This is a genomic window from Priestia sp. KCTC 13724 (genome assembly GCF_056820425.1).
In genome coordinates this window covers 22,195-39,777 of record NZ_JBXDLD010000021.1, presented here as the reverse complement: position 1 = coordinate 39,777, position 17,583 = coordinate 22,195, and the positions used below count along the sequence as shown (strand labels likewise).

Genomic DNA, 17,583 nt, shown 5'->3' with positions numbered 1-17,583 from the left:
TTAAGAGGTGTGCGTTATGGGCTATTTTATACTAAAACGAATGATGTCAATTGTTCCTGTATTTCTTTTTGTAATGCTTATTACAACTGGAATGATTCATCTTTCGTCTGTTGATCCAGCTGAAGCATATTTGGCAGCAGCCCATATCCAGCCAACAGATGAGATTTTAGAGCAAAAAAGACAAGAATTTGGATTAGATCATCCATTTTTTCTTCAATATGTACATGCAATTATCAGGATATGCCAGCTCGACTTCGGCATATCCTATCTTTCAAATCAGCCGGTTTTAGATGAAGTAATGGTCCGCTTGCCAGCTACGCTGCAGCTAGCTTTTGGAAGCTTTGTAATTGCGATCATTGTCAGCGTCCCTTTAGGGTTTATCGCTGGAATAAAGAAGAATAGTGCTGTTGACCATATCAGCCGAGTCATCTCTTTTTTCGGAGCATCTATTCCTACATTTTGGTTAGGAGATATTTTAATCTTTTTCTTTTCTGTTAAGCTTGATCTGTTTCCGGTGGAAGGGGTTGGGACTTGGAAGCATCTTGTGTTGCCAGCGATTACCCTTGCTATTCCGCTAATTGCTATGTATACAAGGCTACTGCGTACGAGTGTTCTAGAGAACTTAGAAGAACCCTATGTGTTATTTGCTAGAACACGAGGAATTAGTGAGAGGGTAATTATGACAAAGCACGTCTTACGGATTGCTATTTCTCCAATGATTACGGGACTTGGAATGAACCTTGGTAAGTTGCTTACAGGAACAATCATCGTTGAATCGGTCTTTTCGTGGCCTGGGTTTGGCCGCTATTTTATTGAAGCAATTTTTAATCGAGATATTCCTGTCATTCAATGCTATGTGTTAATTGCGGCTGTTTTATTTATTGTTAGTAGTTTGATTGTGGATTTAATTCAAATGTACATTGATCCTCGGATTTCAAGGAAAGAAGGATAGTAGTGATGAAGTTAGGCATTTATAAACTATTTAAATCTCAAAAGGTAATTGCAATTTGTTCGATTATATTAGGGATTCTTTTTATCACTGCTATATTCGCTCCTTTCATTGCGCCTAATGATCCAATTGCTGTTAATCTAGCTCATAAGCTTCAGTCACCGTCTTTTGAATATCCGCTTGGAACGGACCATCTAGGTCGCTGTACGTTTTCACGTCTTTTATATGGAGCGCGCATTTCATTGGGGTTTGCGACGCTTATTTTCGTTTCATCACTGGTAATAGGGTTATTGGTGGGAGCCTTTTCAGGATATAAAGGTGGTTGGATTGATCAGTTTTTAATGAGGCTATGCGACGGTATTATGGCGTTTCCAAGTCTAATTCTTGTTCTTGGACTTGTTGGTATACTTGGACCAGGACTTTCACAGGTTGTTTTTGCCTTAATCCTTGTGCAGTGGGCTTATTACGCGCGGATGTTTAGAGGAATGGTACTGAGCTTAAAAGAACAAAATTTTATTGCTGCTGCGAAAGTTAGCGGTTCATCACAATGGAAGATTATTCGAAAGCATATCATCCCAAACGTACTGCCTCCACTTGCTGTCATGGGTACACTCGAAATGGGATGGGCCATCATGGATATATCTGCAATGTCTTTTCTTGGACTAGGAGTCCAGCCTCCAACACCAGAGTGGGGCGCAATGATTCATGAAGGGAAATCCTATATTCGAACAAACCCTGAACTAATGCTGTATCCAGGCTTAGCTATCATGCTTGTCGTGGTTACGTTTAATTTATTAGGTGAAGCTTTATCAGAGCGATATGGAAGCAAACGTCAGTTCTAAAAGGAATGAAGAAGTTGGAACATATTTTACAAGTGAAGAATTTACACGTATACAAAAAAGCAGCGAGTGGCCACACTTCTTTGGTTCAAAATATTAATTTAAATCTAAAGCGTGGCGAAGTGCTAGGATTAATAGGAGAAAGTGGCTCAGGAAAAACTGTCACCAGCACAGCAATCCTACAGCTGTTTCAGCAAAAAAACGTACATGTCGATGGGAGTATTCTTCTAAACGGTAAAGAGCTTAACGGACTGGATGAAAAAGAAATGCGTACCGTTCGTGGTAAAGAAATTGCCTTTATCATGCAAAACCCAATGAATGCTTTCACACCGGTTTTTACAATTGGGCATCAATTTGTTGAAACGATTCGCTCTCATACAAAATGGAATAAGAAACAAGCTAGAGAGATGGCTGTGGAAGCGATGAAAGCCGTCAATTTACCTGATCCAGCCAGCATTTTAAAGCAGTATCCTTTTCAGCTAAGTGGGGGCATGCTTCAGCGCGTGATGATTGCTTTTGCGGCTTGTTTAAATCCAGCTGTTATTATTGCAGATGAACCGACAACTGCTCTTGATGTTTATAATCAAAAGAAAGTATTACTTCATTTAAATAATATTCGCGCTGATTATGGGTCAGCTATTTTATTAATTTCGCATGATTTAGGCGTGATTGCTGAAATGGCTGATCAAGTAGCAGTTATGAGAAAAGGTGAAATCGTAGAACAAACAGATGTATTTAAATTATTTGATTATCCAAAGCATGAGTATACGAAGAAGGTTTTACAATCTAGACCCATGTTAAATCTAGATTAATCATTAATTCGTAAAGAGGTGAAGAAATGACTTTATTACAAGTGAATAACGTTAGCCATCGCTATAAAAGCAGGAGTTTTTTTAAAAAAGAAAGCCATTCAAGAGAAGTGCTTTCTGATATCTCATTTTCTATAGAAAAAGGAACATGTCTAGGACTGCTTGGGACAAGTGGAGCCGGTAAAAGTACGTTAGGGAAAGTAATCCTTGGCTTAGAACAGCCTGAGCATGGTGAAGTCTTATTTCAAGGTCAGAATCTTTACAAAGCAGATAAGAAAATTCATCAGCAAATTCGCCGTGATCTTCAAGTGGTGTTTCAAGATTCATATTCTTCGGTTAACCCCCGTTTAACAGCAGAACGCATTATTGCTGAACCGCTAGAAAACTACGAAAGCTTAACGATAGCACAGCAAAAGAAAGCTGTTATCGAACTGTTGGAAAGAGTAGGACTTAGTGAAAATGATTTGAAGAAATATCCTCATCAGTTTAGCGGTGGACAGTTGCAGCGAATTAATATTGCAAGGGCAATTGCATTAAAGCCAAAATTAATTGTATTAGATGAAGCGGTTAGTAGCCTGGATATGGTGACCCAAACATTAATACTAGAGCTATTGCAAGGATTAAAAGAAGACTTCCAGCTATCTTATCTTTTCATTACGCATGATATTAAAGCTGCGTATACAATCAGCGATAGAATTGGAGTATTAGAAAAAGGAAAACTAGTACAACAGTATGATTCAAAACATGAGTTTTTCACTTCGGAACATTCAGCAGTGAAAGAAATGAGAAGCTCGATTCTTGCAGAGCATCCGCGCTTTCGTTCGATTGGAACAAAAGAAAAAGCGTATGCCCATGCGTAAAAAAGCCTTGGTTTTTATAATCAAGGCTATTATCTTTGAAAAAAGGAGCGTGGCTTATTGAATTATCGTACATATCTTGCTTTAGCAATTCCACTCACCATTTCAACGATGACGACACCCTTATTAGGAGCTGTCGACACGGCCGTGGTTGGACGACTTTCAGATCCAGCGTATATTGGCGGTGTAGCAGTTGGAGCCCTTATTTTTAATACATTATACTGGCTGTTTGGTTTTTTGCGCGTTAGCACATCTGCTTTTGCAGCACAAGCTAATGGAGCCAACAGCTCTGAGCAAGGAATACTTGCATTGTCGCGTCCATTTTTAATCGCTCTAACCGTTGGACTTATTTTTATTATGCTACAGGTACCGATTCAGCGTGCAGCTTTGGCAATTGTGTCTCCAGATGCGGCAGTAAGCCAATTCGCAGTTGAATATTTTACAATTCGTATATGGGGAGCACCCTTTACATTAATGAACTATGTGATTTTAGGTTGGCTAATGGGAATGGCTAAAATCAAGCATTCGCTCTCGTTGCAAATTATCACGAACGTGTTAAATATGACGCTTGCCATTTTATTCGTAGAGGTTTTTTCTTTTGGCGTTAAAGGCGTTGCAGCTTCTACATTAATAGCCGAAGTCACAGCGTTTAGTTTAGGACTATTAATTGTTTCTAAAGCATCTCCGTTTAAGTGGAAAACACCTTCAGTAGGTATTCTATTTGATACAGCATCTGTAAAAAAAATGTTTAATGTGAATAAAGATTTATTTATACGTACGATTTGTTTGTTAGTTGTTATTAACCTATTTACAGCTAAAGGAGCTTCGTTCGGCACAGAATTTTTAGCAGCTAACGCGGTGCTATTTCAAATTCACTATATTATGGCTTACTTCTTTGATGGCTTTGCGAATGCTTCAAGTATTCTTGTTGGAAAAGCAGTGGGGTCCCAAAATCGAAGTTTGTATATCCAAACTTTATCTCTATCGAGGAAGTGGGCCGTCATTGTAGCTTTTGTAATAGCCGGGGTATACACAGCTTTCTTAGAACCAATCATTAAGCTTTTTACAACGTTACCTAGCGTTATTACGCTTGCTACTGAGTATGGAGTGTGGCTCATTTTATATCCGTTTGTAGCTTGTTTAGGGCTTGTCATGTACGGCGCATTCACCGGAGCAACCTATATTGCACCGATTCGAAACTCAATGCTTTATGCGATGCTTTTATACATCGTTGCACAGGTAGTAGCGACGCCGATATGGCATAATCACGGGCTTTGGCTAGCATTTACTTTATATACGGTTGGAAGGTCGGTATTTTTAGTTATGTATCTTCCTAGCTTAAATAGACGATTTTTAAGTCAACAGAACGCAGCTTAATAAATGTTTCAAAGGGTAGAAAATTGGAAAGAAATACGTGCATCAGTTATTCTGTAAATAGAATAACTGATAGGAGGCAATATAGATGATTACAGAACAGGATATAAAGCACCTTAAGCGCTGTGTGGAATTGGCTGAAAGCGCGCTTGAAGAAGGAAACCAGCCGTTTGGTTCTATTCTAGTTTCAGAAGATGGCAACGTGCTTTTTGAAGACTATAACCGTATTTCAAGCGGTGACGATACGCAGCACCCTGAATTCTCAATCGCGCGCTATGCAGCCGAGCACTTATCAAAAGAAGAGCGAGCGCGTGCAATTGTTTATACATCAGGTGAACACTGTCCCATGTGCTCAGCTGCGCACGGTTGGGTTGGGTTAGGGAAAATTATCTATGCAAGTTCATCGAACCAGCTAGCCCAGTGGCTGCACGAGCTAAACGTTGCTCCGTCACCTGTGCGTAACCTATCGATTCAAGAAGTGGTGAAGGATATTGAAGTAGAAGGACCTGTCCCTGAATTAGCTGAGGAAGTTCGGAAGCTGCATGTGAGGCTTCATCAGAAATAATGAGAGTAAACCTGCTGAAGATGATCAGCAGGTTTTTTATTGTATATGCTGTTTCAATTAATCTTAAATTTTCGTACAATAAAAAATAGTAAGATAAAAAAGGAGAAGGTTATGTTAAAACCTATTGGTAAACACATTTATTATTTAGATCATCAGCCTGATACGGACCGACCTTTGCTAGCAGCTGTTGTTGGGGAGAAGCACTGTCTAATGATTGATAGCGGTAATTCACCTGCTCATGCTGAACTGTTCCAAGTGGAGCTTCAAAACGTTACGGAAAAAAAGATTGATATTGTCGTGCTTACTCATTGGCACTGGGACCATACGTTTGGACTACAAGCTATTGATGCTGTAAGCGTTGCACATGATTTAACAAAAGCTAGATTAAAAGAATATCAGTCGTTTGCATGGGATAACGAGGCGCTAGATCAACGAGTGAGAGATGGAATTGAAATTGAATTTTGTCAGGAGATGATAAAAAAAGAGCTGCCTGACCGCTCTAATTTACATATTCAAACACCTGTTATTACATTTGATAAAAGCTTAGAAGTTGATTTAGGGGGCATAAGCTGCCGAATCGAGCATATTGGAGGCGACCATGCAGAAGACTCCTCAGTCATCTACATTCCAGAAGAAAAAATGGTGTTTTTAGGCGATTGTTTAAGCCCTGACTTTTATAGCGGAAGCTGGAGCTATGATTCTAGTAAGTTAGAAAAGGTTATCGAACAAGTACGCTCTTACAATGCAAACTGGTATGCAACATCTCATGATCATGTAGAAACAAAAGCTGAGCTCTTTAAATATCTCGACCAGCTACAGCAGCTATCCAAAATTGCTGAAGATTATCTGTCTGAACAAGAAATGCTTACTAAGTTTAAGGAAGAGGTACATAGAAGTCCTAATGAAGAAGAAAAAGAGCTACTGGACTATTTTCTACAAGGTAACCGAAAGAAGGAAAAGCAATGAAAGTATTAGAACTTAATCAACATGATTTGGAATTAATTGAAGCGGCTAAGCAAAAGATTACGGCACTGTATGAAGATGATAAGCATCATGTAGGAGCAGCTATTCGCTTAGCAACAGGTGAGATTATCTCTACTGTTCATATTGAAGCGTACATTGGCAGAGTGACCGTTTGTGCAGAGGCCATCGCTATTGGAAGTGCCGTTTCAAATGGGTATAAAAGCTTTGATACGATTGTAGCTGTAAGGCACCCTTATAGTGATGAAGAAGATCGAACCATTCGAGTGGTGAGCCCATGTGGAATGTGTCGCGAGCTTATTTCAGACTATGCACCAAACTGCTACGTGATATTGGAAGTAGACGGTAAATTAGTGAAAACGACAATTGGAGAGTTACTTCCTCTTAAGTATACAAGAAGATAAAAGAAGTAATGATTAATGCTCGGAAAGTCTGCTAAGGAAAAGTAGGCTTTTTTTAATGAAGAGGTTACTTTTTAGTGACTATATTACTTGGAAGTACGTACTTTTTTTATCTCTTTATACGCGTCATAATGAATACATATCTAATGAATGTGATTGTTTATAAAAGCTTATAAATGGTTAATTTACAGAATATAATCGTAAAAGGAGATGCAAACAATGAAAGAAATACTAAAAGGTAAGCTTGGATTCGGTACAGCTCCACTTGGGAACATGTACAGAAACATTCCAGAAGAAGAAGCCATAGCTACAGTAGATGCTGCATGGGAAAATGGAATTCGCTATTTTGATTCAGCACCTTTTTACGGAGCAGGATTAGCAGAAATTCTACTGGGAAAAGCACTATCACATCGAAATCGAGATGAGTATGTCTTAAGTACAAAAGTTGGACGAGTCATCTTAGACGAGTTAGAAGATCCTTCAGCTCGTGATTTTGGTGAAAAGGGTGGCCTGTTTGAATTTGGAAGGAAAAATAAAATTATTAACGACTATAGTGCAGATGCAACGCTCCGTTCCATTGAACAAAGTCTAGAACGTTTAAAGACTGATCGTATCGACTTTGTTTATATTCACGACGTAGCGCAAGATTTTTACGGAGACGAATGGCTAGCTCAATTTGAATCAGCAAGAACAGGGGCTTTTCGAGTGCTGACTCAGCTTCGTGAAGAAGGGGTTATTAAAGGTTGGGGGCTTGGTGTCAACCGTGTCGAGCCGATTGAAATAATGCTTGAATTAGAAGAAGCAAAACCAGACGTATCGCTTTTAGCTGGGCGCTACACGCTTTTAGACCACGAACGTGCACTAGAACGGGTAATGCCATCAGCAGTAAAACACAACATGGCTATTGTAGTAGGGGGGCCATATAGTTCCGGAGTTCTTGCAGGTGGCACACATTTTGAATACCAACCAGCATCACCGGAGATTATAGCCAAAGTTGAAAAGATGAAAGCAATTGCTGAGCGTCATCATATTACCATTAAGTCTGCTGCTTTACAGTTTGCACTTGCAAACCCTGCAGTGTCGGCTGTTATCCCAGGAGCTAGCCGACCTGAGCGTATTTTAGAAGATAAAGAAGCATTAAATACAGCAATTCCAGCCGCTTTCTGGGAAGAAATGCGTAAAGAAAATCTTGTGGCACCACATGTACCACTACCGGCTAACTAAGTGAAAAAAACCTCATTTTTCTACTTGTGTAGAGATGAGGTTTTTTTATTTGATAGGGTGCTAATCACTCCAACATACTCTTAAAAGCATTTATATGATAAAATAATACAATTGAGCAACGCTATTTTAATGAATCAAAGATATAAGGTGATTAACTAAATGAAGGTAATTATTGCAGAAAAACCAGATCAAGGGCTAAAGCTAGCGTCGCCTTTTTCGTTTAAAAAGCGGGACGGCTATGTGGAGATTGCCCCGAATCAGTTGTTTCCAGAAGGAGCATATTTAACGTGGGCAATTGGACATTTATGTGAGCTTGTACCACCCGAAGAGTACGATCAAAAGTGGAAAAAATGGTCGCTTGATACGCTCCCGATTGTGCCCACGCAGTTTCAACATCGCGTAACGAAGTCAAAGTGGAAGCAGTTTTCAATTATTAAAGATTTACTACATAGACAAGAAGTGAATGAAGTTATTATCGCAGGTGATGCTGAGCGTGAAGGGGAGGCAATCATTCGAATCATCCTAACGCTTTGTAAAAACAGCAAGCCGATGAAGCGCCTTTGGATTTCTTCGCTAACGCCAAAAGCAGTGGTAAACGGTTTTGAAAACCTGTTAGAAGAACAAGAAACAAGAGATATTTATTACGAAGCGTTAAGCCGAGCGTGTGCGGATTGGTTAATCGGAATGAACGCTTCTAGAGCATACACGCTCTTGCTTCAGAAAAAAGGAATTTCAGACGTTTTTTCGACAGGACGAGTGCAGACGCCCACGCTTGCTTTGATCGTTAAGCGCGAGCATGAAATTGAAAATTTTAAGTCTGAACCGTTTTGGGAAGTGCTGGCTACGTTTAATATGGACAACAAAATATATCACGGTAAGTGGCATAAAGACGGTGATTCTCGCTTAACTGATGAGCAGATGGCCCATAAAATTATGCAGTTTTGTAAAGGGAAAAATGCGGTTATTGATTCCATTGAAAAGGAGCGCAAAGAGTTTCAAGCACCGTTTTTATTCAACCTTTCCTCATTACAAGCAACAGCTAATAAAATGTTCAAATACTCACCGCAAAAAACGCTTGAAATTGCGCAAAAGCTTTATGTGAAAGGGATTATCTCTTATCCAAGATCTGATTCGAGCTATGTGACAAAAGAAGAAGCGGGAATGTTTCCAGATACGCTTGCAAAGATTAGTGAGCTTGGTGCATTTAAGGAATTTTTCCCTCTTCCTATTGAGTCCATTATGAATAATAAACGGTATGTAAACGAAAAGAAAGTAACGGATCACTATGCCATTATTCCGACAGAGCAGGTGACAGATCCAGCTAAAATGTCAGGGGAAGAATCCAACATTTATACGCTCATTGTCAAAAGATTAATTGCAGCACACTATAAGCAATCCATTTTCGACTATACGACCATTCACACGCTCGTCGAAGGACGGGCAACGTTTATTTCAAAAGGAAAAGAGCAAATCCAAGAAGGCTGGCGCAAAGTTATTTATGGGAAGCAAAAAGAAAAAGACGCAGATGAGGATGAGCAAGACCTTCCTTCACTAGAGGAAAAAGAAGAAGGAATTGTTCAGGATGTAAAGGTGAAAAACGGAAAAACACAGCCTCCAAAGCGCTACACGGAAGGTCAGCTTATCACGCTAATGAAAACAGCTGGAAAGCATTTAGATGACAACGAGCTTGTGAAGGTGTTAACCAAAACGCAGGGGCTAGGGACAGAAGCCACACGTGCAGGAATCATTAGCGTTCTTCGCGATCGCAAGTATATCGAAGTGAAGAAGAATCAGGTGTTTGCCACGAATAAAGGAAAAGTACTAATTCAATCAATTGGACCAAGTATTCTTGCATCACCTGAAATGACGGCCAAGTGGGAGCAGCGTCTTCATGAAATTGGTCAAGGAAAAGCATCTTCTCAAGAGTTTATGGAACAAGCGAAGAAGCTTTCTCTTAAGTTAATTGAAGATGCAAAGGAACAAAGCAACCATTGGTCATTTGACGGATTTGATCTCAGTGAGTTCAAGCAAACAAGAGGTAAAAAAGGTGGAAAAGGTAAGACGACTGGAACAAAAGTAGGAAGCTGCAAAAAATGTGATGGTGACATCGTTGACAAAGGAACGTTTTATGGCTGTTCTAATTACCAAAGTAATCAGTGCAATTTTACATTTTCAAAAAAAATTCTTGGGAAAACGATCTCGCAAGCCAATGCGAAAAAGCTGTTAAAAGACGGGCAAACGAACCTCATAAAAGGCTTTAAAAAAGGAGACAAGATCTTTGACGCGAAGCTTGAGTTAAAAGGAGATAAGACTCAGTTTTTGTTTGAAAAATAAAGAGTAGCTACACAATCAGTCACTAGACTTGTTGTGTAGCTACTTTAATTAATATAAGATTTGAGATCCATTCTCATAGCCTTGCTCAACTGCAACCTTAACTGTTTCTGAAGTACATGTATGAGTTTTAACCTGCTAGTTTCTAGCTCCATTTTAAGTTCTCCTTTTTATGACGTTTATTCTAATCTTTCCATTTCTTTTAGAAGTCTGTCATACCGGGCATCTCTTTCTTCCACTTCTTTCTTCAGATAAGATTCCTTTTCTTCATCAATTACAATATAGCTCGAGTCTGTACTAAACACATACGTTTTACCGTTTTCTGTCTTGTAGCCTATTATATTATCTAAAATGGTTGTACCGCTGTTCTTTTCATAAAGATTATAAGAGGTTGGAGGCCTTCCAATTATGTATTTATTATCAGCAAAACCTGCGACATCATCTCTTCCTAAGCCAACAGCAGCACTAATAACGAGCAGAGTAGTACCAATTGCACCTAAGGTAAGAATAATCCCTAAAATAGATAAACCTACTACAACTACCGAGCTGATTAATTTCTTCATTCTTTAATCACCTTTAATATAGTTTGTTGTTATTTACTTAATTGTATAAAAAAGGTATATTGGTGTACAGCAATAAATTATTTATTTATAGATTGCTTCATTGGAAGCAGTACTACGAATCTACTTAAGTAGTTAGCTTAGCAAAACATGATTCTCAACAGATAAAACATGTATGGAAAGATGAATGAATTACTCAAAAAAGCCTGCATCCAACGCTAAGGGTGCAGGCTTTCATTACAATTCACGCGCAATAAATCGATCAATGATATGGACCGCTTCTCTAGCACCGCCACACTCTTGAAAGCTTCGGTTAATGGTTTGAATACCTTCTTTGTATTGCTCATTAGCAAGCACTTCGTTTACCGCTTTTTTGAGCGTGTTTGAATTGACGTGCTCTTTTTGCAATCTGTATCCCGCTTCTAGTTCTGTTAAGCGCTGGGCGACCATCGGCTGGTCTTTATCATGCGGGATGACCACCATCGGAACGTTAAAATGAATAACTTCATTTACGCCGTTCATGCCTCCGTGCGTAATAAACACATCTGCGTGCTCAAGGACCTTGAGCTGAGGCACGTAAGCGGAAATGATAAAGTTTTCAGGTGCTTCTTTAATTTGATTCATGTCAGCTCGTTCACCTGCAGCGATGACAACTTTACCATCGAAGTTTGCAAAGGCATCAATGCACATGTTAAAAAACTCTTCAGTGTGATCAAGTACGGTTCCCACTGAGATAAACAGAACTTGTTCGTTCTTTAACATGTCAATAGGAAAGTTATCCTTATCAGCACGATTAGGAAAAGTCGGACCGATGAAGACCTTCGATTCATCAAATTGCTCATTGTTAGGCTGGAAATATGAGCTCGTAAACACAGATGTTAAATCAGCAGAATTGTTCATAAACTCTTTCTGTAAAAGCTTTTACAATACCAATAGTAGGATTGACATGTCCTTCTGCAGGGAAATTAACCATTAAAATGTTTGCCACTTAAACCACGGCTCCTTATCTATATACTTAAAATCTATTAGATGATGATTTTAAGCAAATGTAATAAGCTCCCCATTCATAAATAAATGGTAGGCAATGGAAACATTTTTATCATACTTTTTGAAAGGGTGCAATAAATATGGTTGTTATGGTAACGGTATCCAGTATAAATGATTTGTTTGGCATAGGAAAAATGAGTCAATAGTAATAGTTTAAGTGAAAGAAGTGGGTATAATAAAGAAAAAGTAAAGTTCAAGAAATTACAAACATTAAACTTGTATGATAATCCTATAAATGGTATATTTCTTTAGGCTGAGGACATTACTTATATACTGTTATGTACTTATAAAAAGATAGTAAGAGGGAGGAATTAACTATGAGTAACCAGCAGGCTGCACAAACTCCTAACGTAAAAGCTTTGCCGATTATTGCTTCGTTTCTAATCGCTGGGTTCATCGGACTATTCAGTGAAACAGCTTTAAATATGGCTCTTCGTGACTTAATTATTGGCTTTGGTATTCATGAGACAACAGCACAGTGGCTTACAACAGGATACTTATTAACGCTTGGTATTTTAGTACCAATTTCAGGCTTCATTCTTCAATGGTTTACAACAAGACAGCTATTTATTGCGTCGCTTATCTTTTCCATTATTGGAACGTTTATCGCGGCAATCGCACCAACATTTAGTGTATTAATGATTGCTCGCGTGGTGCAAGCCATTGGAACAGCTCTTCTTTTACCCCTAATGTTTAATACCATTTTGGTCATTATTCCGCCTCATAAACGCGGAAGAGCGATGGGGATTATCGGTCTTGTGATTATGTTTGCACCAGCGGTTGGTCCAACAGTATCAGGTCTGATTTTAAAAACACTTACGTGGCACTGGATTTTCTGGATTTCGCTGCCATTACTACTTGTGGCTTTGGTGTTTGGATCATTTTTTATGCAAAACATTACAACACCAACAAAGCCAAAAATTGATATCTTGTCCATTATTCTTTCAACAATTGGCTTTGGTGGCATTGTGTACGGCTTTAGCAGCGCTGGAGAAGGCGGTGGCTGGGGAAGTACCGAAGTAATTATTGCCCTTGTAGTTGGGATTTTAGGTTTGATAGTCTTTTCAATTCGTCAAGTGAAAATGAAAGAACCAATGCTTGATTTAACAGCATTTAAGTACCCAATGTTTGTTATTGGGCTTCTCTTAATTTTAGTTTCGATGATGGTTATTTTGTCATCCATGATGATTTTACCGTTATACTTACAAACATCATTAGCTCTATCAACATTTGCAGCCGGATTAATGCTTCTTCCAGGAGGAATTGTGAACGGACTTCTTTCACCTGTAATGGGTGGGCTATTCGACCGTTTTGGCCCTAAGTGGTTAGTTATTCCTGGTCTTATTATTGTAGTAGCGACAATGTTTGGCTTTTCAACGATTTCACTTGAAACGTCAACAGCGCTTATTGTTGCTTTGCATATTGCCCTTATGATTGGCGTTTCCATGATTATGATGCCGGCTCAAACAAATGGTTTAAACGAGCTGCCACCAGAGCTTTATCCACACGGTACAGCAATTATGAATACGCTGCAGCAAGTAGCAGGTGCAGTAGGAACAGCGGTTGCAATTTCAATTTTATCGTCAGGTTCTAGAAGTTTTATGGAATCTGTATCAGACCCAACAGATCCATTAAATGCAGTGCTTGCGTTTACCAATGGTGTTCAAAACGCTTTTATCTTTGGTGCGATCGTCGCTGTTGTTGGCTTGATTATTTCGTTCTTTATTAAGCGAATTATTGTAGATAATCAAGAGCAAGCACATTAACATGATGAAAAGAGTAGTTCAAAATCGAACTGCTCTTTTTTATTTGTATAAAAGTAAAAAATAAATAAAATTCAAGTATATGTAAAGGCGGGGTTACATGTCCAAAAAATAATCAATATAATACTGCTGGTTTCCATATCAGCTTACTCACTACTACATCTAATTCTCCAAAAGAAAGTCCAGTGAACGAAACAGGTAAAGCTGAAGAAGGGGTAAAAGTCACTACAATTGTTTCGAAAGAAGAAAAAGTCAAGGAAGAGTTAAAGGTTTAAAAATAGAAAACAAAATGAAATTAAGATTTTTTTATTATTTACAAGAAGGTTTGAAAGAGGCAAGAACAAGAGAATTTAGATAAGAAATGAAAAGGGAGCTGGGTTTAATGGCCTAGCTTCCTTTATTTGTGAAAAGAAAATGAAGTTTTGTATTGCCAGCTACTAATCGAAACGTTCTTCTTGGATTATTTATCGCTACAGCAGATTTAGGTGTTTCATTGGGCAGTGTGGTTATGGGACCCGTTGCGGATGCTTTATCCTATCCGGTCATGTACACGGTTTGTGCAGGATTAGGTGCTTTAATGATTCTATTTTCTTATGACAAGCGTAACCAATTTGTTAATTAAATACGCTTATTCCATAGAGTGTGATATGTTATACATATTGATTTGGTAAGTTTTTACCATCTTTTTCAGCTAAGGTGTATAAAATGACGAATCTTTTCAATACTGTTACAGATATGTAAAATTGATCGAATTACTTTCTTTTTAGAAGCATGTTCGATACAATGCCCTCAAGATGTTTTCTAAACGAAAGCAATTCTTTGAAAAGACGAAAGGAGCTCTATTAGCTATGAAGAAATTGAAATACCCTTTCATCATTGGACTACTTTCCGTAGCCCTTGCAGCATGTGGCTCAAACGATGCTAGCGACAGTGCTGATAAAAAAGAAGATTCGAAAACAGCTCAAACGGAAGAGCAGCAGGAACAAACAAAAGAACAAGAAAAGCAAATGAAAGAAATGCAGGAGAAATTAGAAAAGCAGCAGGTAGATGAAAAGAAAACCGTAGCGCTTGTAAATGACGAAAAGATTTTAGGATCTGAATATAACCAAGTGCTTCAAACATCTCAAATGCAAATGCAGCAAATGGGGCAAGACCCAACAACAAAAGATGCAGCTAAGCAGGTTAAAAATCAAACAATCGATAGCTTAGTAGGACAAACGCTGCTCATTCAAGATGCAACGGAAAAGGGTTATAAAGCATCAGAAGACGAAATTAATAAGCAAATTGAAGATGCTAAGAAGCAGTATGATTCTGAAAAAGAATTTAACAATGTATTAAAGCAAGCAGGTCTTAATATGGATCAATTAAAAGAACAGCTGGGTGAAAGCATTCAGTACAATAAATATGTAGAAAAAGAAATTAAGGCTGAAGAAGTAACAGATAAAGAAGTGAAAGAGTACTATGACCAATATGCGAAGCAAGCAGAAAGTGCAGGGTCAGAGCAACAGCAGCAACTTCCAAAATATGAAGAAATAAAAGATCAAATCAAAGGCCAGCTTGAACAACAGAAGAAGCAAGAAAAAGTAGGCGAACAAGTTGAAAAGTTGAAAAAAGAAGCAAAAGTTGATGTGAAAATTTAACCTAAAGTAATGCAAAGAGACTGAGACATAAGTAGTTCAGCCTCTACTATACCTGAACGATTGAGAGTTCATAACTTTTAATCGTTCAGGTTTTTTTGGTTGATTGTGAAAACAATGTTGGAAACATGGTGGAATGGAGCGTAGGGCACTCGACTCCTGCAGGAAAGAGAGGGAAAACGGAGATCTCGCAGCGCAGCGAGGAAGCTCAGGTTCCTCCCCGCGGAAAGCGAGTGGCCGTAGCGCAATGGAACGAATGCGTTGAGATAAACTAAAGAGATGGGAACAGCTATTGTTCGTCTTTTAGAAGCAATCATTTTGTTATGTCCCAAACTCTTTGATTAATTGGAAAAAAGGGTAAAAAACACGTTATAATAAAAAGAGCCTTAAAATAGGAGTAGATAAAAACGATGAAAAAACAGGTTCTTGCATTCATAGGGTTAATAAGCTTTATTATGATTTTAATAGGGTGCTCAAGTCAGCAAAGTGAAGATAACAACAAAGGGTACGTAATCCAAGGTCGCATCATGGAAGTGAAAGAGGATGAAATTTTAGTTGCGAACGTCATTCCTAGGGACGTAGCGCTTAATTATACGACAAACGAAGTATTAGGTGATGATACCATTCAGCCTATTTACTTAAAGGTGCCTGATTCATCTGTTACCTACAAAAAAGGTCAACTAGTGAAAGCATGGTTAAAGAAAGGTGAAAGCGTCAAGTACACAGTCCCAGCAAAAGGGAATGCGGAAGAAATTCAAGTGATTAAAGAAGGTAATTAACAGCCAGGTAAAGTGGAAAGCACGTGATCCGCTTTGCCTGGCTGTTTTGTGAGAAGCTGGAAACAGAAGTGAGGATACCAAAAAGTGAATTGACATAAAAGGAAATTATCACTATAATAGTTTTAGTTCATATAATTTGTATACTAATTATTTTTATGGAAATTAACATGATAATTGTTTAAAGGAAAGGAAGGAATGAAATGAGTAAGTCAAAGCTATGGACGAAAGATTTTGTAGCCGTCTCGATGACAAGCTTTTTTATTTTTGTTGTTTTTTATATGATGACAGTTACGCTTCCTTTATATGCTACAGACATTTTACAAGCAGATAAAGGCAGTTTAGGACTTATTGTTACAGTGTTTTTAATTTCAGCTATTATTTTTCGCCCGCTCTCTGGAAAATGGATGATTACCTTTGGTCAAAAGAGAATTCTAGTCATTGGAGCGGTGCTTTTTTTAATTGGTTCGGTTTTATATAGTCAAATCAATTCACTTTCAAGTTTGCTGCTGCTTCGCGTATTGCACGGAATTGGGTTCGGAATGGCAACAACAGCTACTGGGGGAATTGTAGCAAACGTTATTCCTGATGATCGTCGTGGAGAAGGAATGGGCTACTTTGCTACATTTATGAACCTAGCGATGGTAATTGGACCGTTTATGGGATTAACACTAATCGAAGCATCTGGGCATTCAGCCGTTTTTACAGTAGCAATTGTAGCATCAGTGTTAGGGTTATTATGTAGCTTGGTGCTAAAAGTTCCAACGCTAAAAATGGTGAAAAGCTCTACAGAAGTGAAGGCATCTTTCCTAGCAAGCCTATTTGAATTCAAAGCACTTCCAATTGCATTAGCGGGCTTTGTGCTTTCATTTGCGTACGCAAGCATTATTTCGTTTGTGTCTGTCTTTGCTAACGAGATGAACTTCACAAGCGTAGCAAGCTATTTCTTTGTTGTGTATGCGGTTTGTTTATTATTGTCTCGTCCATTTACAGGAAAATGGTTTGACCGCTATGGTGAGAACTTCGTTGTTTATCCAGCAATTCTACTGTTTACAATCGGTGTATTTCTTATCAGTCAAGCGTCTTCAGGGACGACTTTCCTACTAGCTGGTGGCTTGATTGGAATTGGGTTTGGAACGTTAACATCAAGCTTACAATCTATTGCAATAAAAGTATCACCACCGCAGTGTCGTGGAGTTGCCACAGCTACGTTCTTTGTTTTATTTGATTCGGGATTGGGAGTGGGATCCTTTGTATTAGCGGTTGTCTCTGGTTCAATTGGTTATCAAGGAATGTACGGTGTGTGTGCTATTATTGGTGTGATGGCACTTGTAGTTTATTATGCTCTGCACGGTCGCTATTCGAAAGTTACCTCTAGGGTAGCGTTGGAAAAACAGATAGTAAATAAATAAAAAATTGGTGAAAAAGCTTAAAAAAGCACAGTGAAGAAATTATTCGCTGTGCTTTTCT

At 38.6% G+C, this 17,583-nt stretch carries 16 protein-coding genes and 2 pseudogenes; 16 read left to right on the top strand and 2 right to left on the bottom strand.

The features are described 5' to 3' along the window. The first annotated feature begins 16 nt into the window (after nt 1–16). The 10 genes from nikB to AC1UFB_RS03795 all read left to right on the top strand — a co-directional run bounded on the left by nikB (nt 17) and on the right by AC1UFB_RS03795 (nt 10,333). A complete protein-coding gene (gene nikB, locus AC1UFB_RS03840; protein WP_482588564.1) occupies nt 17–952 on the top strand; it encodes a nickel ABC transporter permease subunit NikB in 936 nt (311 codons plus the stop codon). A 5-nt stretch (nt 953–957) separates the two neighbouring features. Continuing rightward, the gene (nikC, locus tag AC1UFB_RS03835; RefSeq protein ID WP_025907661.1) at nt 958–1,791 is read left to right on the top strand and encodes a nickel ABC transporter permease subunit NikC; all 834 of its coding nucleotides are present in this window, start codon (nt 958–960) and stop codon (nt 1,789–1,791) included. 5 nt (nt 1,792–1,796) lie between these two features. Beyond that, nucleotides 1,797–2,600 (top strand): nickel import ATP-binding protein NikD, encoded by an 804-nt coding sequence (gene nikD, locus AC1UFB_RS03830; protein ID WP_035319858.1) that lies wholly within the window; start codon nt 1,797–1,799, stop codon nt 2,598–2,600. Between the two features lie 26 nt (nt 2,601–2,626). After that, complete coding sequence (gene nikE, locus AC1UFB_RS03825; RefSeq protein WP_025907662.1) at nt 2,627–3,457, top strand: nickel import ATP-binding protein NikE; 831 nt, start codon at nt 2,627–2,629, stop codon at nt 3,455–3,457. Nucleotides 3,458–3,514: 57 nt separating this feature from the next. After that, nucleotides 3,515–4,831 (top strand): MATE family efflux transporter, encoded by a 1,317-nt coding sequence (locus AC1UFB_RS03820; RefSeq protein ID WP_281998827.1) that lies wholly within the window; start codon nt 3,515–3,517, stop codon nt 4,829–4,831. A gap of 85 nt (nt 4,832–4,916) precedes the next feature. After that, nucleotides 4,917–5,393: a nucleoside deaminase gene (locus tag AC1UFB_RS03815; protein ID WP_094909704.1), complete on the top strand. Its 477-nt coding sequence runs from the start codon at nt 4,917–4,919 to the stop codon at nt 5,391–5,393. A gap of 111 nt (nt 5,394–5,504) precedes the next feature. Continuing rightward, nucleotides 5,505–6,359 (top strand): MBL fold metallo-hydrolase, encoded by an 855-nt coding sequence (locus tag AC1UFB_RS03810; RefSeq protein WP_328100656.1) that lies wholly within the window; start codon nt 5,505–5,507, stop codon nt 6,357–6,359. Then, the gene (locus AC1UFB_RS03805; protein WP_025907665.1) at nt 6,356–6,778 is read left to right on the top strand and encodes a cytidine deaminase; all 423 of its coding nucleotides are present in this window, start codon (nt 6,356–6,358) and stop codon (nt 6,776–6,778) included. Before AC1UFB_RS03810 ends, AC1UFB_RS03805 begins: the two co-directional genes overlap by 4 nt. 216 nt (nt 6,779–6,994) lie before the next feature. Further along, complete coding sequence (locus AC1UFB_RS03800) at nt 6,995–7,999, top strand: aldo/keto reductase (protein WP_061785756.1); 1,005 nt, start codon at nt 6,995–6,997, stop codon at nt 7,997–7,999. Nucleotides 8,000–8,158: 159 nt separating this feature from the next. Further along, on the top strand, nt 8,159–10,333 hold the full coding sequence (locus AC1UFB_RS03795) for a DNA topoisomerase III (protein WP_100347592.1): 2,175 nt from the start codon (nt 8,159–8,161) through the stop codon (nt 10,331–10,333). 176 nt (nt 10,334–10,509) lie between these two features. On the opposite strand, the gene AC1UFB_RS03790 is transcribed toward AC1UFB_RS03795, so the two are convergent. Together AC1UFB_RS03790 and AC1UFB_RS03785 are read right to left on the bottom strand one after the other, a co-directional pair. After that, a complete protein-coding gene (locus AC1UFB_RS03790) occupies nt 10,510–10,893 on the bottom strand; it encodes a hypothetical protein (RefSeq protein ID WP_328100660.1) in 384 nt (127 codons plus the stop codon). A gap of 234 nt (nt 10,894–11,127) precedes the next feature. Beyond that, a pseudogene (locus AC1UFB_RS03785) lies at nt 11,128–11,796 on the bottom strand (nucleotide disphospho-sugar-binding domain-containing protein); the annotation flags it as partial. Between the two features lie 458 nt (nt 11,797–12,254). On the opposite strand from AC1UFB_RS03785, the gene AC1UFB_RS03780 reads away from it, so the two are divergent. The 6 genes and pseudogenes from AC1UFB_RS03780 to AC1UFB_RS03755 all read left to right on the top strand — a co-directional run bounded on the left by AC1UFB_RS03780 (nt 12,255) and on the right by AC1UFB_RS03755 (nt 17,525). Beyond that, nucleotides 12,255–13,703 carry a DHA2 family efflux MFS transporter permease subunit gene (locus tag AC1UFB_RS03780; protein WP_061786528.1) on the top strand — a complete coding sequence of 483 codons (1,449 nt, stop codon included), beginning with the start codon at nt 12,255–12,257 and terminating at the stop codon, nt 13,701–13,703. Nucleotides 13,704–14,118: 415 nt separating this feature from the next. Continuing rightward, nucleotides 14,119–14,322, top strand: a pseudogene (locus AC1UFB_RS03775) (staphylopine family metallophore export MFS transporter CntE); the annotation flags it as partial. A gap of 226 nt (nt 14,323–14,548) precedes the next feature. Continuing rightward, a complete protein-coding gene (locus AC1UFB_RS03770; protein WP_025907671.1) occupies nt 14,549–15,340 on the top strand; it encodes a SurA N-terminal domain-containing protein in 792 nt (263 codons plus the stop codon). Nucleotides 15,341–15,468: 128 nt separating this feature from the next. After that, nucleotides 15,469–15,612: a hypothetical protein gene (locus AC1UFB_RS03765; RefSeq protein ID WP_156413479.1), complete on the top strand. Its 144-nt coding sequence runs from the start codon at nt 15,469–15,471 to the stop codon at nt 15,610–15,612. Nucleotides 15,613–15,747: 135 nt separating this feature from the next. Next, on the top strand, nt 15,748–16,116 hold the full coding sequence (locus AC1UFB_RS03760) for a DUF3221 domain-containing protein (RefSeq protein ID WP_100347594.1): 369 nt from the start codon (nt 15,748–15,750) through the stop codon (nt 16,114–16,116). Between the two features lie 200 nt (nt 16,117–16,316). After that, complete coding sequence (locus AC1UFB_RS03755; RefSeq protein ID WP_328101532.1) at nt 16,317–17,525, top strand: MFS transporter; 1,209 nt, start codon at nt 16,317–16,319, stop codon at nt 17,523–17,525. Nucleotides 17,526–17,583: the final 58 nt, after the last annotated feature.

Coding starts and splice junctions, on each gene's coding strand:
- nikB (WP_482588564.1), top strand. CDS start 17: ATGGGCTATTTTATACTAAAACGAATGATGTCAATTGTTCCTGTATTT.
- nikC (WP_025907661.1), top strand. CDS start 958: ATGAAGTTAGGCATTTATAAACTATTTAAATCTCAAAAGGTAATTGCA.
- nikD (WP_035319858.1), top strand. CDS start 1,797: ATGAAGAAGTTGGAACATATTTTACAAGTGAAGAATTTACACGTATAC.
- nikE (WP_025907662.1), top strand. CDS start 2,627: ATGACTTTATTACAAGTGAATAACGTTAGCCATCGCTATAAAAGCAGG.
- AC1UFB_RS03815 (WP_094909704.1), top strand. CDS start 4,917: ATGATTACAGAACAGGATATAAAGCACCTTAAGCGCTGTGTGGAATTG.
- AC1UFB_RS03810 (WP_328100656.1), top strand. CDS start 5,505: ATGTTAAAACCTATTGGTAAACACATTTATTATTTAGATCATCAGCCT.
- AC1UFB_RS03805 (WP_025907665.1), top strand. CDS start 6,356: ATGAAAGTATTAGAACTTAATCAACATGATTTGGAATTAATTGAAGCG.
- AC1UFB_RS03800 (WP_061785756.1), top strand. CDS start 6,995: ATGAAAGAAATACTAAAAGGTAAGCTTGGATTCGGTACAGCTCCACTT.
- AC1UFB_RS03795 (WP_100347592.1), top strand. CDS start 8,159: ATGAAGGTAATTATTGCAGAAAAACCAGATCAAGGGCTAAAGCTAGCG.
- AC1UFB_RS03790 (WP_328100660.1), bottom strand. CDS start 10,893: ATGAAGAAATTAATCAGCTCGGTAGTTGTAGTAGGTTTATCTATTTTA.
- AC1UFB_RS03780 (WP_061786528.1), top strand. CDS start 12,255: ATGAGTAACCAGCAGGCTGCACAAACTCCTAACGTAAAAGCTTTGCCG.
- AC1UFB_RS03770 (WP_025907671.1), top strand. CDS start 14,549: ATGAAGAAATTGAAATACCCTTTCATCATTGGACTACTTTCCGTAGCC.
- AC1UFB_RS03760 (WP_100347594.1), top strand. CDS start 15,748: ATGAAAAAACAGGTTCTTGCATTCATAGGGTTAATAAGCTTTATTATG.
- AC1UFB_RS03755 (WP_328101532.1), top strand. CDS start 16,317: ATGAGTAAGTCAAAGCTATGGACGAAAGATTTTGTAGCCGTCTCGATG.